The organism is Vibrio qinghaiensis, from assembly GCF_002257545.1.
GTDB lineage: Bacteria > Pseudomonadota > Gammaproteobacteria > Enterobacterales > Vibrionaceae > Vibrio > Vibrio ordalii.
The window spans coordinates 1,512,214-1,528,110 of record NZ_CP022741.1; the positions used below are offsets into that span (position 1 = coordinate 1,512,214).

Here is a 15,897-nt window from a genome sequence, read left to right on the forward strand (position 1 = left end):
ACGCTAAAAGCGCACATACTCAGGTTCATCGTCCATAGAAACAAACTCAACATCCTTCTTCTGTTTAGGGCGTTGCTGCTCCCGGTGGACTGAGGTTTTGCTTGAGACTTCCCGGCGATGATTTTCCGTTTTGAAGAAGGTCATGAGCAGCTGAAGTTGCTGAGCTTGGCTGCTCATCTCTTCTGAAGTTGACGCAAGCTCTTCTGATGCGGAAGCACTTTGTTGCGTGATACTGTTGAGCTGTTCCATCGCTTGGTTAATTTGTGTTGCACCGGTTGCTTGTTCCATTGAAGCAGCATTGATCTCTTGTACTAAATCGGACGTTCTTTGAATAGAAGGCACCATTTCATCCAGCAGTTTTCCAGCTTGTTCCGCTAAACCAACGCTATTTTTAGCGACTTCACCAATTTCTTGAGAAGCAATCTGGCTGCGCTCTGCCAATTTTCGAACTTCCGCTGCCACCACTGCAAAACCTTTCCCATGCTCACCTGCTCTGGCTGCTTCAATCGCTGCGTTGAGCGCAAGTAAGTTAGTTTGATAAGCAATATCATCGATAATGCCAATTTTTTCAGCAATCGATTTCATCGCTAACACGGTTTTAGCTACCGCCTCCCCACCTTCTTTCGCTTCTTTAGCCGCCTTTCCTGCCATGCTATCGGTCACTTTTGCATTTTCGGTATTTTGCGCGATTGAGGCTGACATCTGTTCTACCGACGAGGTAGTTTGTTCAACACTGGCCGCTTGTTCGCTCGCACCTTGACTTAAGTTTTGTGCAGTCGCCGACACCTCTTCAGAAGCGGAAGCCAATGCGTTACTTGAGCTATTCACTTCACCTACGATGTCTGACAACTTGGCCACCATTTTTTGCATTGCTTCTAGTAGGCGTCCTAGTTCATCGTTTGATGTCACCTCGATTTTTCCAGTCAAATCACCCGCTGCTAAATTATTAGCAATAGATACAGCTTGCTCTAAGGGATTACAAATTCCACGAATTAAGGTGATTGCAAATCCAATACCAATCATCAGGCCCATAACTATAGAAATAATCGCAAGCATATATAAATTGTCATACAATTCGACCTCATAATAATATACACGCTGTGCTTCTTTGGTTTGCAACTGAATAAGTGAATTCAGCGTTTCTTCAACTGGCACATAAAGAGGACGAATTTTTTCTGCTGCAAGTCTCGTCGCCTCGTCTATATCAGAACGGCGTAATGCCTCTAATGTGGGCTCAAGCGCTTGCTCAATAAATATTTTATTTCTATCTTCAAATTGCTTTGCTAAAACGGCTTCTTCTTCGGTAAAACTCGTCTGTCTGAATTCCAACCATATTTCATCGATAGCTTTAAGGTGATTCTCTACAACCTCAATTTGACTTCGAATAATATTGGGTTGAGGATATAACTGTGAAAATGCTAGAGCGATTCGATTGTTCAAAAAGCGAGTTTTAATATCACCTATAGATAGCGCTGGTACAGTTCGGTCATAATAAACCGTTTTTAGGCCATGCAATGTTTTTTGCATGCCATAAAGCCCTAATGATCCGACAATAATGAGTAACAAACTTAAAATGCCAACTAGCATGCTTAGTTTGAATTTGACTGAAATATTTTTAAACATAGCCTATTCCTTTCTGACGATATAATTGAGCCAAGTTAGTGCATTGCTAATAAGCGATGCTTAGACTCTTCCTTCATAATATGTTGCGATAAACTAGCGATATCTAAGATAAGAGCAATATCTCCGCTGCCCAAAATAGTCGAACCACTAATTCCTTTAACCCGTGAGAAAATCGGCCCAAGTGGTTTAATTACGGTTTGTAATTCCCCTAATAAATTATCCACGATCAAACCAGCACTTTGTCCAGCACTACTGACCACAACCACATTTTGGCGTTTTGAACAACGTGCAGTGAGGCCAAATTGCGCTCTTAAATCAATTAAAGGCAGCACTTGGCCTCGAAGATTAATATATGGCTTACCTTGGCCATCTTTGAGCCACTTATCATCAAGCTCGACGCATTCTTGAACGGCATCTAATGGCACAACGAAGGTTTCTCTACTTACTTCAATTAAGAAGCCATCAATGATCGCAAGTGTGAGCGGTAATACGATACGGATGGTTGTTCCTTGATTGAGCATACTGTGTATTTCGACTCGACCTCGCAAATCAGTAATATTTCGCTTCACTACGTCCATACCGACACCGCGCCCTGAAATATTGGAAACCTGCTGGGCCGTTGAAAAGCCGGGCTCAAAAATGAGCTGAAAAATCTCGTCATCGGTCACGAGTTGGTTTTCATCAAGTAGCCCTTTTTCAATTGCTTTTGCGCGTAATTTTCCGCTATTGAGTCCTTTTCCGTCATCGCTTACGTCGATCACTATATTGCCTGAGTCATGGTAGGCATTAAGTGTTATCGTTCCGTGTGCAGGCTTTCCATTTGCTACGCGTTCTTCTTCTGTTTCAATGCCGTGGTCAATCGCATTGCGTACCAAATGCATCAAAGGGTCACCAATTTTTTCAATAACCGATTTATCTAATTCGGTATCAGCGCCAGTAATGGTGAGTTGAATACTCTTGTTTAACTCCTTCGCCATATCACGGACAACGCGTTGAAAACGGACAAATGTTGCGCCGATAGCCACCATTCTAAGCTGTAGTGCCGCATCTCTGACTTCCTCGAGAAGGCCATTGAGCCGCGCAACAGATTCAATCATTACATTTTCACCAATTAGCTCAGCCTGTAATGCACTTCCTGCGCCTGCCGTAACCAACTCCCCGACTAAATTAATCAAGGTATCTAACTTTTCAGCATCCACTCGTAAGCTTTTTTGCTCTTTGGTGAGTGCCTCTCTTGCCTTGTTCTGTTTATCAACCGCAGCATTGAGCACGAGTGCTAACTGCGCATCGTTTTGAGTCAAAATTTCGCCGATAGGTACTGTATCCGAGTTAACTTCTCGCCGTTCGCTTTGTTGCTGCAATGCGCGCTGCAATTCAGTCTCAGTGAGCGCGCCACAACGAACTAATATTTCCCCAATTCTATAATTTTCATCAGGCATTGATTGAATGTATTCAATGAAGTCGCCCACTTTGGCACTCGGCGGAAAGATTCGAACCTCACCTTCTTCACGAATAAATTCAAATACATCTTCGATTTGTTGTTTAGATGCCGGAGAATAGAAACGGAGTTCAAAACCCAAATAACAGCATTCTGGATCAAAGTTATGCCAATCTGGTAATTTCCGGTCGACAGCCTCGATATAAATAACCTCTCCCAGCGTAGTTAAATAAGAAAGAAAAGAGAGCGGATCCATACCATCTTGGAATGCATGAAGCGGGAAAGTTAAAGAGAGATGCCAACAGAAATTGTCAATCGTAGTGTGATCAGGTTCAGATTCCATAGTTGGTGAATGATTTTCTAGTTCAGATTGGCCTAAAAACTCAGACAATCGGGCCCCTAAGCGCTGTCCGGTAACGTCATCTTCTGATGACTCTTGCCCCGTTTGAGCATCATCAATCAAGCTCACCATGTGATCGCGACACTCAAGCAACAAGGAAATATGCTTTTCATGCAACTTAAGTTGTTCTGAGCGCAATAAATCAAGCAAGCTTTCTACTTTATGAGTAAAACGAACGATCTCATTTAAGTTAAATATCCCTGCTGAGCCTTTTACAGTATGCGCTGCTCGGAAAATTGCGTTTAATCGCTCATTTAAGCCATCAAGATTCCCGTTATCCAGTTCAAGAAGGTCAGATTCCATCCCTTCAAGCAACTCCCTACTCTCATTAAAATAAGTTTGGAGCGCCGCAGCCATCATTTCGTCCATAGTATCTCCCTGGGGCTTCGTCATTAGCTTGTCACTTTGTCTTATTGTGAACTCGAAAGAACGATAGGGTCATGAAACCATCCCACTAGCCCCAGTTTACCCAGCACATCCACCACGACTTCACTGTGATGAATCAGTTCACATCCCTGTTCAATTCTTGCTTTTTTAAATGCCATCAATACTTGTACACAACTGCTGTCCAGAGCAGTGACTTGGGACAGTTCAATGGCGATCTTCTCGCTATGAGACACAAAAGAGGTCAACTGTTCAAACAAATCTCGAGCCTCATAAATCGTCAGTTCACCGTCAAGTTTTAACATTAATTGCTCATCGGTTTGGTGTGGAGTCAGCATAATCCCTCCTTAGGCTTGGATCAGTTTTGCTACGGCGGCAAGCATCTGTTCAGGTGCAAAGGGTTTTACAACCCAAGCTTTCGCACCCGCAGCACGACCCTGTTCTTTCTTCGATGCCTCAGACTCAGTGGTGAGCATAATCACCGGCGTAAATTTTGTGTCTGGCCTTTGTTTCAACTCTTTGAGTAAGGTGATGCCATCCATATTCGGCATATTTACGTCGCTGATGACCAAATGAACACGATTCCCGGCCAATTTGGATAATGCATCTTTACCATCCTGAGCTTCGATCGTCTGATAGCCTGCTCCTTTTAAGGTCATACTCACAACCTGGCGAATTGAAGCCGAATCATCTACAACAAGTACCGTTTTGTTCATCACAGCGTTCCTCATCTATTCATTTACTGTTCTCAAAAGAAAGTAATGTCCGTACTAACCATCTTACTTTTTATCTCAGTAGCCTTACCTTTGTGACTTTCATGTTGTTCTATCATGGTGTAATTCTTGGTCATTTTTTCCAGCCATTTTTGCGGGGATAATTCGCCTGCGATCGCATGATTACTGTCTTGTTTGAGCAACTCTAATGAATCACTAAGCTCCTTAAGATTGGTACTGATTTGCTCTAATATTTGGCTGACTCGATCTTGAAATTGCAATTTCACAATCACACCACTTATCGTTTCCTTTACCGAAAATGCATCTTCTTTTAAACGCTCAGACTGTTGTTGTAAGGTTTGCGCTATATCTTGGAAGTGGTTAATAACATAGTCGATACGATGCTCAGTTTGTTCCATCTGCTCACTCTCAGCCGCAATAGCCAATTCAGCTGTCTTAAATGTGCTCTTAATCGCATCACTGACAATGTTCACTTTCTCTGTCATGCTGCTAGCGATCTCTCTTGAACGCTGTGAGAGGTTACGAACTTCGTCCGCGACAACCGCAAAACCTCGCCCTTGCTCTCCGGCACGCGCTGCTTCAATGGCTGCGTTTAATGCCAATAGGTTGGTTTTTTCAGCAATGCCCACCACATCGGTTGCCATTTTTTTTAAATCGACTGTGTACTGATCAAGGCTACGCATTTCATCAAGCATATGCTCTCTTGTTTTTTGGCTTTCTCTAAGCTCATCAACCGCTTTAGAAAGCGTGGCTCGACAACGCTCAATTTCGCTCATTAAATTACGTTCATCTTTTAAGGTTGAGTCTTGCGAGAAAGAGAGTGCTTGTGAAAGCTGCGTAACAAGATCACCAAATTGCTGGCTTAGTTGAGTGACCGAATCGGTAAGTTGCACATTGGCTAAATCAATATGACGAGACCAAACTGGCAGAGATTGGGCAAAAAGAGGCTCTAAAGAATGGTATCCATCGAGTTGGAGCCCTTGTGTTTGAGAAAGGTGTTCAATCGTCTCTTTTTGAGCTTTGACTTGGGAAATGAAGGATTCGTAATTCCAAAGTGCATAACTGACACTAATAAAAGTAACGAACAACAAAGCCCAAACACCAAAATCAGTTGGCTGTGGCATAAGAGCAACTATCGACAATAGCACTAAGGGCACGTAAACACGTACCAACCTAATGAGGAGCATAATTTATTATCCTTTAGCCATAAAACACTGACGAAAGCTATGGCGTTATGTAAGAAGTTGTTATGCAACGCCTGAAGCTCATAACTAAAGATAGGAAAGCTTAGGGGAATCTGCAATGTAGTCGGTAAATGTAATGTTACTTTTGTTGTGTTGGGTAATTTTAAACAGTCCACTCTTATCAATCAGAGTAACGATTGACTTTCGTTAAGTTCGGCTGAGTAACGTCATTGAGCCCTCCCCTCTGTTCTCATAACATGACGCACTGATCGGATCACATTGGCTTTATTTTATTTAGCTATCTTTCCTAGAAATACATCACTAGAATCCATCGCTTTTCTGATCCTCCGCACATCGGTTAATTACGAAAAGACAACATTGAACGAATTTAATCACCTAAACTTAAGCATCACATACTGTAATGAAATCAAATTCATGAATAATACCAAGCGAAACAAAAGCCATCATTCTACAGGGCGAAGCGACACATTTTGACCCACAAGTCGTAGAGGCTTTTTTGAGTGTTGAACAACAATTTGTCGCCATTGCCGCTCGCCATCAGGATAAACATTAATCTCTTATTACAGTAACTCCTCCGCTCAATGGCAAAATATCGTATTTGATGATGAATTTTGCCGTTGAGCTGACTTCTTCTCAAAGTAAAACCTATTTAATCTCCCCACCTGAAAACGGTGGATGATAGAGTTTTTTTAAAAAAATCGCCTTTTTGTTCATGATTCTTAGCCAACACAAATTATTTTCAGTTTTTCTGTTTTGTGTGTTGTAACAGATATTTCATAAAGGTATAAATAGCTTAATTTTATGTTTCTAAAATCCCTTCTAACACTTTACATGGATGATGATTATGTTTGAAAAAGTTGTCGCAGCTCCGGCTGACCCTATTCTTGGTTTAACCGAAGAGTTTAAAAAAGATCCTCGCACTGAAAAAATTAACCTCGGTGTTGGTATCTACAAAAATGAAGCAGGTGAAACACCTGTTCTTGCGACAGTAAAGAAAGCGGAAGCGGCGTTGCTTGAGTCTGAAAAGACCAAATCTTATCTCACCATTGAAGGTACTGCTGAATATGGGCTCGCGGTACAAAAACTGCTGTTTGGCGATGAATCTGAGATTGTGACGCAAAAGCTCGCAAAAACGGCGCAAGCGCCGGGTGGTACTGGTGCACTGCGTGTAGCAGGTGAATTTATTAAGCGTCAAATCGGCGACGTGAAAGTGTGGATCAGCAACCCAACATGGGCAAACCATCACGGTGTTTTTAATGCGGCTGGTTTAGAAACCACGCAGTATTCGTACTACAATTCCGAAACGAAAGATAAAGATTTCGCAGCGATGCTTACCGATCTTGAGCAAGCTCAAGCGGGAGATATTGTTCTTCTACACGGGTGCTGCCACAACCCAACTGGCATTGATCCAACCGATAAAGAGTGGGAAACGTTAGCAAAATTGGTCGCTGATAAAGGGCTTCTTCCTCTGTTTGACTTTGCTTATCAAGGTTTTGCGAAAGGGGTTGAAGAAGACGCGCAAGGTCTGCGTACTTTTGCGAAATACAATAAAGAGATCTTAGTAGCGAGCTCATTCTCTAAAAACTTTGGTTTGTACAATGAACGCGTGGGGGCGTTTACCATCGTTGCTGGCTCAACAGATGTCGCTGAAACAGCCTTCTCACAAATCAAAGCGATCATCCGCTCTATTTACTCAAATCCACCAGCGCACGGTGCTGCTGTGGTTACTTATATCCTCAACAACGCCGAACTGCGCGCAGAATGGGAAAACGAAGTGACTGAAATGCGTGAACGTATTCAAGAGATGCGTGAGCTGTTTGTTACCACCCTAAAAGCCGAAGGTGTGAAGGCTGATTTTAGCTTTATTGAACGTCAAAATGGCATGTTCTCTTTTTCTGGTTTGAACAAGGAACAAGTTGCGCGTCTGAAAGATGAATTGGCAATTTACATCGTCGGTTCCGGCCGTATCAGTGTGGCAGGCATGACGAAATCGAATATGGGCCCACTGTGCAGAGGTATTGCAGCGGTTCTATAATCGATAATGATAAGAAATAGACAACAATAGCCGCCACTTGTCGGCTATTTTTTTATCTTCAATTCACTGAAATGGCACTTGATTCACATCGAAGCGCGTACACTTTCCCCTCTTGCCTGCAAAGCACGTTCTTTTCATGTACTATAACTCTCTGAATCCTATGTCCAATGCCACCGATGTGACCTGATCCCTTTGACAAGTTACATCGTTTAGCTGGCTCGCGACGTCAGAATCCCACAATATGAACTCCGAAACACAAGGAAGCCTCCATGGAAGCAGAATTAATTGAAATCAAGAACTTCCTTGCTCAGTATCCACCGTTCAATGAACTACCTGAAGAAACACTGTTCGAAGTGACGCAGAGCGTAGAAATCTCCTATTTTCGACAAGGTACACCCATCATTCATTTTGGTGATCATATCCAGGACTTGTATTTTATCCGCAGCGGCGTCGTCGAGGTGTACCGTCGCAAAGGCGAATTATACAACCGCCTAACCGAAGGCGGCTTATTTGGTCAAATGGGGCTATTGACCAATAACCGTGTTCGTTTTCCGGTCACTGCGATTGAAGATACGCTGGTTTATTGTATTCCAGAGGCAAGGTTTCAGGATTTATATGACAACTATGATTCCTTTGCTGATTTCGTTGAAGTGCAAGATAACGCGCGCCTTCGCCAAGCCGTACTGAGTAAAACAGAGCAGAATGATCTCACCACCTCGAAAGTGCGAACCTTGCTCAGCCGAGAAGCTCCTTTCGTTTACAAAACAGAAACCATTCAACATGCGGCGATCAAGATGGCGGAAGAGAGTATCTCTTCACTGCTGGTGATTGATCCTGATATTTTGCAAGAGAGTGACGACGATAGCAGCCCGGTAATCGGCATCCTGACTGACCGAGATCTCTGCACGCGTGTATTAGCCGTTGGCATCGATCCTAATCACCTCGTCACGGAAGTGATGACAACGGAGGTTATCTCATTAGATCATAATGCTTATGTCTATGAGGCCATGCTGAAAATGCTTCGGTACAATGTTCATCATCTTCCTATACTCAAAGAAAAAAAGCCGATCGGTATCATTGAAGCGACCGATATTGTTCGCTACGAATCACAAAACTCATTGCTGCTCGTCAGTCGCATCTTCCAGCAACAAAGCGTTGAAGAGTTAGCCACACTGTCGCACCAAGTCAAAGACAGTTTTGTTCGTTTAGTCAATGAAGATGCAAACTCACATATGATCGGCACGGCGATGTCAGTGATTGGCCGTAGCTTTAAACAAAGAATCATTGAACTTGCTGAAGAATTACTAGGCTCGCCGCCTATTCCATACTGCTTTTTAGCCTTGGGTTCTATGGGCCGTGACGAACAGTTAATTGTCACGGACCAAGATAACGCTTTAATTTTGGACGATAGCTATGAAGAAACACAGCATGGTGCTTATTTCGAAGCGTTCGCTAAATTTGTCTGCGACAGCTTAGATCAATGCGGTTACAGCTACTGTACGGGGGACATTATGGCCAGCAACTCGATATGGCGTATGACTCGTAAAGAATGGGAAGCCTGCTTTGCCGATTGGATAGATAACCCTAACCCTAAGGCGCTATTGAATGCATCCATCTTTTTTGACTTATACGGAGTGTGTGGCAGGACCAAATGGGCAGAACAACTGAATGGGTTTATTGTCCGTCGAGCACGCAAAAATAATCGATTTCTTGCATGCCTTGCACGAAATGCGCTGAACCGCACGCCACCATTGGGGTTTTTCAAAGACTTTGTGATGGAAAAAGATGGACGACACAATAACACCATCAATTTAAAACGTCGCGGCACGGCACCGTTAGCGGATTTAATCCGTGTGCATGCATTGGCTGTCGGTTCACGTTCTACCAACTCGTTTGAACGTTTAGATGACATCATTGAAGCCGGAATTCTACCCAAAGGACGGGCGCAAGATCTGCGTGATGCAATGGAGTTTATCGCTATGGTGCGCATTCGCCACCAAGCGGCTGACGTTGAACAAGAAATAGAGCCAGATAACAATATCGAGCCAGAAAACCTATCTGATTTTGAAAGACGTAACTTAAAAGATGCGTTTCAAATCCTAAGCAATGCGCAAAATTTCTTGAAATTCCGTTATCAAGCCAGCAATAACTTTAAGTGAGAGTGATGATTAAACAATGGTTTCAAAAACCGAGCATCGATTGGGTAGCAAAATATGCCAATAAGCAGTCGTTGGTTAACCATCCGTTACTCAAAGATTTTTATTCAAAGCCGATTGCTAAGGGTAGCACGCCAATCGATGAAATAGAGTTTGTCGCTTTAGATTTGGAAACAACGGGTTTAAGTGCGCAGCATGATGACATTATCACCATTGGCTTAGTGCCTTTTACCTTAAACCGTATCTATCTCAACCGCTCTAAACATTGGATAGTTCGGCCACGCCAAGCGTTAAAAGAGGATTCGGTGGTTATCCATGGCATCACACACAACGATATTTTAGATGCGCCAGATTTGGCAGAAGTGCAGGAGTCGATACTGAAGGCCTTATCTGGAAAAATTGTTGTGGTCCATTACCGTCATATTGAACGTAGCTTTCTCAATCAAGCATTAAAAGTGCGATTGGGTGAAGGCATTGAGTTCCCGGTGATCGATACTTTGCAATTGGAAACGGAAATTCAACAACGGTTACATGGAGGTTTATGGAACCAGTTAAAAGGGCAAAAACCACAATCAGTGCGTTTAGGGCAAGCGCGAGCGCGTTATGGGCTACCAGCGTACACTCCACACCACGCTTTAGTTGATGCTATTGCCACTGCGGAATTATTCCAAGCACAAATCGCTCATCATTTTGATCGGCAGCAAAGTGTCCGAACGTTGTGGTTATAACTTTTTGATTATCCTTTCAAGGGATTCTTTCAAGGTTTAGTACCGTGATCGACACGAGCAAAAAAAGAGGAACCCATGTTAGGTTCCTCTTTTTTAATCACATCTCGCCTTGCTGCTTTTACGCTTAGAACTTAGAACTTAGAACTTACAGCTTAAAGCGACGAATTTCATTTTCTAACTGATGCGAAAGCTCAGAAAGTTGTGATGCTTGTGCTGCTGCTTCATGCGCTTCTTGTGCAAGATCGTTAGACACATCGCGGATCCCTTCCGTGTTTCGAGTAATTTCCGACGTCACAGAAGCTTGCTCTTCAGCGGCCGAGGCAATTTGCGTCGCCATGTCACTGATGCGCTCAACTGAATTATGAATTTGCATCAAACTTGCTGCAGCGGCGTTCGCATCATCTACACTGGTTCCAGCAAGCATACGGCTATCACCCATAATGCCAACCGCTTTACCCGTCGTTGATTGCAACGTTTCGATCATCTGCTGAATTTCTTTTGTCGAAGCATGTGTACGTTGGCTAAGCACACGAACTTCATCGGCAACCACGGCAAAGCCACGACCTTGCTCACCAGCACGTGCAGCTTCAATCGCAGCATTCAATGCTAGCAGGTTAGTTTGCTCTGCTATGTTTTGAATAGTCGCCAGAATCGTATTGATGTGTTTGCCGTGTGCTTCCAGCTCAAGGATAACATCAGTGGCCACTTGAACTTCTTTGGCCAGGTTTTGAATCGAACCTTGTGTTTGTGAAACTTGATTCGAACCATGTACGCAAGCCGTTACCGCTTCGCCAGAGTTTTGAGCGGTATGATCTGCGTTACCGGCAATCTCTTGTGTAGCTGCGGCCATTTCATTGATGGCCGTAGCCACCATATTAATTTCATCTTGTTGTAAACGGATACGCGCACTACGCTCTTTGGCTTGAGCGGCCGTCTGTTTTGACTGTTCAGATAATGCAGTAGAAACAAAGCTAAGTTTAGAAACCATAGTGTGCATGTTACCGACAAAGATATTGAAGTTTTGTGCTAATTGCCCAACTTCATCATCACTTCTTGGTTCAAGACGTTGAGTTAAATCACCGTCTCCGGAAGCAATTTCCTCTAAGGCTTTGGATACTCGGCTAAGATCTCTAAACAAAAAGCTCACTAACCAAGAGACGATTACAATCACAGCAATCGTAATCACAAGTGCAGTCACAATTAGGTCAATGAGCAAGGATGTATGCGCTGCTTCTTCCGTTGCGCGGTCCATCTGGATAGCGAAAATCCAATCGGTTTGCGGTACTTTGGCGAAGTAAAATAGCTTATCGACACCTTGTAATGACGCATCTTCAACGGTACCTGAGGCCACTGCTTGCTCTATCATGTTCATCGTCAACGTCTTCGACAATGACGACACTGGTTTTAATAAGAAATTTTTATCTGGATGCGCTAAAAAGGTTCCATCTTGCGCATCAATCAACATCGCGTAGGCGTTTTTGCCCGCATCTAAACTGATGACATCTTGGATGAGCTGATCGATTAACACATCGGCACCAACGACGCCGACAAATTGCCCATTGCGACGCACAGGATCTGCAATTGTCACCAACAGTGCATTGGTGATCGCGTCTTTATAAGCGGTGGTGATAATTTGCTTATTCGCTGAAACGGCATCTTTATACCAAGGACGTTGGCGAGGATCATAGTCAGCACGGTTACGCTCAGGGTGTGAACGATACATATCACCTTGCGGCGTACCAAAGAAAATATCATCAAAACCACCCGCTTTGCGAGCTTGCTGTAAGAAAGGGACGATATCATCTTGTGTAGTGTAATCATTAAAAGCGGTTGAGATTCCTTTACGGACCACAACCCAATCTGAAATGCCTTTCGCAGCAGCAGCTGATAAGCTTTCTGCCCGCGAATATACGCCATTTCGTGTTTGTTCAAAGAGTTGATCAGCGGCTAGCCAAGTCAACGCGCTCGCCATAACGACGACGGCAGAAAGACTGGCACCGATTAGCTTTTGCTTTAAGGTTAATTTCATTGGTTTACAGAATGTTAGAGACAGGAACGGAGGCGAATATTAACCAGATTTAACACAAGATGCACGAAATATATGTCGAATTCTGACACAAGATAACCATTTGCTTTTCTTAGTATTTTAGCCAAACACTCTAATGACGATCGTCAAAAAAACATCAAAAAAGGCGACTTTCGTCGCCTTTTCAAATCAATGTCGAAATTAACGTTTCAAGAGCTCGGTTCGCATTCCCAACAGTAGGCTGACACACATCAGCAGCAGCACGATAGTAAATGGCAGCGCCGTTGATATGGCGGCGGCTTGCAGCGCTTCAATAGCATTGGTGCCACCAATCCATAGCAAGGCCACGGCAATAGCGCCTTCCATCAACGCCCAGAAAATACGCTGTAGGACAGGGGCATCCACTTTACCTCCAGCGGTAATGCTATCAATGACCAGTGACCCTGAATCTGATGAGGTGATAAAAAATACCAACACTAACACAACCGCAATCACTGAAAGTAACGTGCCATAAGGCAGTGCATCAAACATTTGGAACATCGCCAGTGGCACTTCGGTCAAACCATTCGCGCCTAATTCACCAACATTGTTGATGACTTGATCAATCGCCAAACCACCAAATACAGACATCCAAATCAAGGTAACAGCCGTAGGTACTAATAATACGGCGGTAAGGAACTCGCGGATAGTACGGCCTTTTGATACTCGCGCAATGAACATTCCAACAAATGGTGACCCGAAATCCACCAAGCCCAGTAGAACACTGTCCAACCTTGGAACCAGGCCTCATCAGTTCGACCGTGCGGGTTACTGAGTGGGATGATATTTTCAATATACGCCATTAATGTGGTTGGAATGGATGAAAAGGTTACGGTATAACCAATCAGTGCAACTAAAATCAACAGCAAGAATGCCACGATCATATTGATGTTACTGATGACTTTGACACCACCATCAATACCACGCACCACAGAGACCACCGCTAATAAAGTAACGACGGTAATCACGACAATTTGTAAACCCATTCCGGCATCAATGCCAAACACATGATGGATACCACTAGCCGCTTGTTGAGCACCCAGCCCTAATGAGGTTGCTAAGCCAAACAATGTTGCTAATACAGCCAGAATGTCAATGATGTGCCCCGCCCAGCCCCAAGCGCGATCGCCAAGCAACGGGTAAAAAATAGAGCGAATAGAAAGCGGAAGCCCTTTGTTGTAAGTAAAGAACGCAAGGGAAAGCGCTACCACACCGTAAATAGCCCAAGGGTGTAGACCCCAATGGTACATGGTTGCACCTAATGCCAGTTTAGCCGCTTCGGGTGTGTTGGCTGCAACACCTAAGGGCGTCTCATACCAACCGGTAAAATACGCCACAGGTTCAGCGACACTCCAGAACATGAGACCAATACCCATCCCTGCGGCAAACAGCATAGAGAGCCAAGAAATATAAGAGTAGTCTGCTGTTGCCCCTTGTCCACCTAAACGGATTTTACCAAAGGGAGAAACAATCAAGCCTAAGCAAAACAACACAAAAAGATTACCCGACCAAATAAACAGCCAGTCAAAAGTGCCAATAATTTTCCATTTAACGCCATCAAGCGCACTCTTCGCAATCTCAGGATCAACGACTAAAGCGGTGACTAAAAATAGCGCAATAAATCCGGCGCTAAAACCAAACACTGGATTATGAACATCAAACCCCCACTTTTGCACGTTATCTTGCCCGACTGTGTAGTCAGTACTGTCAATACTGTACTTATCAATACCTTTTGTCATTTTACCTCTCTAGAAATCTAAACATGATTTTTCAGTTGAGATTAATAACCATGAGAACGAAACAATTTTAAGAAAAAAACCAAAAATAACTTCGTACTCATAGCAATTTACTTTTCAATATTCTGAACACCCTACCAACACCACAGAAAAGATCCACTAAAAAGCAACAAAAAATGCCATCAAAGGCAAAAAACAAGCCTCAAAGGTTAAACTTCAACCAACTTAGGGTAAAAATCGAAAACAAAAACATTCGAGCACTAATCATTTTACATCTCAACTTATACACTCATCATCTTAGAGCAACACAAAAGAGGTCGAATGCTACTTTTCAAGTGAAAAGAACTGCGCTATGGTCCCCGCTTATTAATAACTTTCTTTTTGGGACAATGAGTTTGGAAAAACATGAAGAAGTTTTGATCTCAATTCGACAAATTATTCGCGCAATTGATCTGCACTCTAAAAAACTGAATAGAGACGCTGGGCTTACTGGTCCCCAGCTTATTTTAATGCGCTCAATTCAAACCCTTGGTGAGGTGACTATCCGCACATTGTCGGATCATACGAACATGAGCCAGGCCACTGCCACCACCATTTTGGATAGATTAGAGCGCAACGGATACGTACAACGAATTCGCAGCAATACCGATAAACGAAAAGTGCACGCCCATTTAACGGACGAAGGTAAGAAGCTGCTAGAAAAGGCACCGCAACCACTGCAAGAAAGCTTTGTTGAACAATTTAGGCAGCTTCAAGAGTGGGAGCAAAGCTTGTTGCTCTCATCAGTACAACGTTTATCTTCTATGATGAATGCCGAAAATATCGATGTCGCACCGATGCTCGAAATTGGTTCTATTACCAAAGAAGAGTAGCTTTGATTGCATTTTAAAATTTGATCGTAAAAAAGCCTCGGGGCTACCGAGGCTAATTCATTCACAACGAACAGCAGATTAAATGGCTTTATAGATAACTTTGTTGCCTGCTAACTGCTCTTTCACTACCAGATTTTCTTCTACTAGTTTCTTGAGTGCGCCAGTGGCCCAAGCGGCAGCTTTCGCATCTTCTTGACCAGCACTTAAGCCGATCGATTTAGGATTCATACCTTCTGCGTGGTTAGCGACGATATCTAAAACCTGTTGCTGTTTTGGCGTTAACGCAACATCCACTTTTTTAGAGTTCGCCGCCGCTTTCTCCACAACTACTTTTGTTGCAGCGGTTTTTGCTACGGTCGATTGCGCTGTTACAGGCTTTGCTGATTGAGAGGCGATCAAGTTTGCAACCGTCGCTTTAATACGCTTTTGCAATTTGGCCTGCACCTTACGCTTATGAGCAAGTCTCATCGAATATTTCTCCATTTCACTGCGTTTCAAGCAGTGGTGAAAATTTGAAGCGC

Annotated in this window: 11 protein-coding genes and 1 pseudogene; 4 read left to right on the plus strand and 8 right to left on the minus strand. The window is 43.5% G+C overall.

Annotated features, from left to right (window positions below):
- Positions 1-3: 3 nt before the first annotated feature.
- From CCZ37_RS06940 to CCZ37_RS06960, 5 genes are read right to left on the minus strand one after another with little or no spacing between them, the layout of a single operon-like run.
- Positions 4-1,623 (minus strand): methyl-accepting chemotaxis protein, encoded by a 1,620-nt coding sequence (locus CCZ37_RS06940; RefSeq protein ID WP_094500120.1) that lies wholly within the window; start codon positions 1,621-1,623, stop codon positions 4-6.
- 35 nt (positions 1,624-1,658) lie between these two features.
- Positions 1,659-3,854 (minus strand): chemotaxis protein CheA, encoded by a 2,196-nt coding sequence (locus CCZ37_RS06945; RefSeq protein ID WP_081480782.1) that lies wholly within the window; start codon positions 3,852-3,854, stop codon positions 1,659-1,661.
- A 17-nt stretch (positions 3,855-3,871) separates the two neighbouring features.
- Positions 3,872-4,183 carry an STAS domain-containing protein gene (locus CCZ37_RS06950; RefSeq protein WP_010320718.1) on the minus strand — a complete coding sequence of 104 codons (312 nt, stop codon included), beginning with the start codon at positions 4,181-4,183 and terminating at the stop codon, positions 3,872-3,874.
- A 9-nt stretch (positions 4,184-4,192) separates the two neighbouring features.
- Positions 4,193-4,576, minus strand: coding sequence for a response regulator (locus tag CCZ37_RS06955; protein WP_033197489.1), 384 nt, complete (start codon positions 4,574-4,576; stop codon positions 4,193-4,195).
- Between the two features lie 17 nt (positions 4,577-4,593).
- The gene (locus tag CCZ37_RS06960) at positions 4,594-5,766 is read right to left on the minus strand and encodes a methyl-accepting chemotaxis protein (RefSeq protein WP_094500121.1); all 1,173 of its coding nucleotides are present in this window, start codon (positions 5,764-5,766) and stop codon (positions 4,594-4,596) included.
- Positions 5,767-6,628: 862 nt separating this feature from the next.
- Here CCZ37_RS06960 and CCZ37_RS06965 point away from each other — a divergent pair.
- From CCZ37_RS06965 to CCZ37_RS06975, 3 genes are all read left to right on the plus strand, one after another.
- Positions 6,629-7,819 (plus strand): amino acid aminotransferase, encoded by a 1,191-nt coding sequence (locus tag CCZ37_RS06965; protein ID WP_010320720.1) that lies wholly within the window; start codon positions 6,629-6,631, stop codon positions 7,817-7,819.
- A gap of 269 nt (positions 7,820-8,088) precedes the next feature.
- Complete coding sequence (locus CCZ37_RS06970; protein ID WP_094500122.1) at positions 8,089-9,978, plus strand: putative nucleotidyltransferase substrate binding domain-containing protein; 1,890 nt, start codon at positions 8,089-8,091, stop codon at positions 9,976-9,978.
- 5 nt (positions 9,979-9,983) lie between these two features.
- Positions 9,984-10,703 carry a 3'-5' exonuclease gene (locus tag CCZ37_RS06975; protein WP_069211924.1) on the plus strand — a complete coding sequence of 240 codons (720 nt, stop codon included), beginning with the start codon at positions 9,984-9,986 and terminating at the stop codon, positions 10,701-10,703.
- Positions 10,704-10,848: 145 nt separating this feature from the next.
- On the opposite strand, the gene CCZ37_RS06980 is transcribed toward CCZ37_RS06975, so the two are convergent.
- Entirely contained in the window at positions 10,849-12,732 is a 1,884-nt protein-coding gene (locus CCZ37_RS06980; protein WP_094500123.1) for a methyl-accepting chemotaxis protein, read from the minus strand.
- A gap of 198 nt (positions 12,733-12,930) precedes the next feature.
- Positions 12,931-14,507 (minus strand): annotated as a pseudogene (locus CCZ37_RS06985) (BCCT family transporter).
- Positions 14,508-14,899: 392 nt separating this feature from the next.
- Between CCZ37_RS06985 and CCZ37_RS06990 the strand changes: the two are divergent.
- A complete protein-coding gene (locus CCZ37_RS06990; protein WP_010320725.1) occupies positions 14,900-15,376 on the plus strand; it encodes a MarR family winged helix-turn-helix transcriptional regulator in 477 nt (158 codons plus the stop codon).
- 78 nt (positions 15,377-15,454) lie between these two features.
- Here CCZ37_RS06990 and CCZ37_RS06995 read toward each other — a convergent pair whose 3' ends face one another.
- Positions 15,455-15,844 carry a hypothetical protein gene (locus CCZ37_RS06995; RefSeq protein WP_026027541.1) on the minus strand — a complete coding sequence of 130 codons (390 nt, stop codon included), beginning with the start codon at positions 15,842-15,844 and terminating at the stop codon, positions 15,455-15,457.
- Between the last annotated feature and the right edge of the window lie 53 nt (positions 15,845-15,897).

What these genes read in the sequence shown, in the direction of transcription:
- CCZ37_RS06945 (WP_081480782.1), bottom strand. Translation starts at nt 3,854, where the DNA reads ATGACGAAGCCCCAGGGAGATACTATGGACGAAATGATGGCTGCGGCG.
- CCZ37_RS06950 (WP_010320718.1), bottom strand. Translation starts at nt 4,183, where the DNA reads ATGCTGACTCCACACCAAACCGATGAGCAATTAATGTTAAAACTTGAC.
- CCZ37_RS06960 (WP_094500121.1), bottom strand. Translation starts at nt 5,766, where the DNA reads ATGCTCCTCATTAGGTTGGTACGTGTTTACGTGCCCTTAGTGCTATTG.
- CCZ37_RS06995 (WP_026027541.1), bottom strand. Translation starts at nt 15,844, where the DNA reads ATGAGACTTGCTCATAAGCGTAAGGTGCAGGCCAAATTGCAAAAGCGT.
- CCZ37_RS06940 (WP_094500120.1), bottom strand. Translation starts at nt 1,623, where the DNA reads ATGTTTAAAAATATTTCAGTCAAATTCAAACTAAGCATGCTAGTTGGC.
- CCZ37_RS06955 (WP_033197489.1), bottom strand. Translation starts at nt 4,576, where the DNA reads ATGAGGAACGCTGTGATGAACAAAACGGTACTTGTTGTAGATGATTCG.
- CCZ37_RS06980 (WP_094500123.1), bottom strand. Translation starts at nt 12,732, where the DNA reads ATGAAATTAACCTTAAAGCAAAAGCTAATCGGTGCCAGTCTTTCTGCC.
- CCZ37_RS06970 (WP_094500122.1), top strand. Translation starts at nt 8,089, where the DNA reads ATGGAAGCAGAATTAATTGAAATCAAGAACTTCCTTGCTCAGTATCCA.
- CCZ37_RS06965 (WP_010320720.1), top strand. Translation starts at nt 6,629, where the DNA reads ATGTTTGAAAAAGTTGTCGCAGCTCCGGCTGACCCTATTCTTGGTTTA.
- CCZ37_RS06975 (WP_069211924.1), top strand. Translation starts at nt 9,984, where the DNA reads ATGATTAAACAATGGTTTCAAAAACCGAGCATCGATTGGGTAGCAAAA.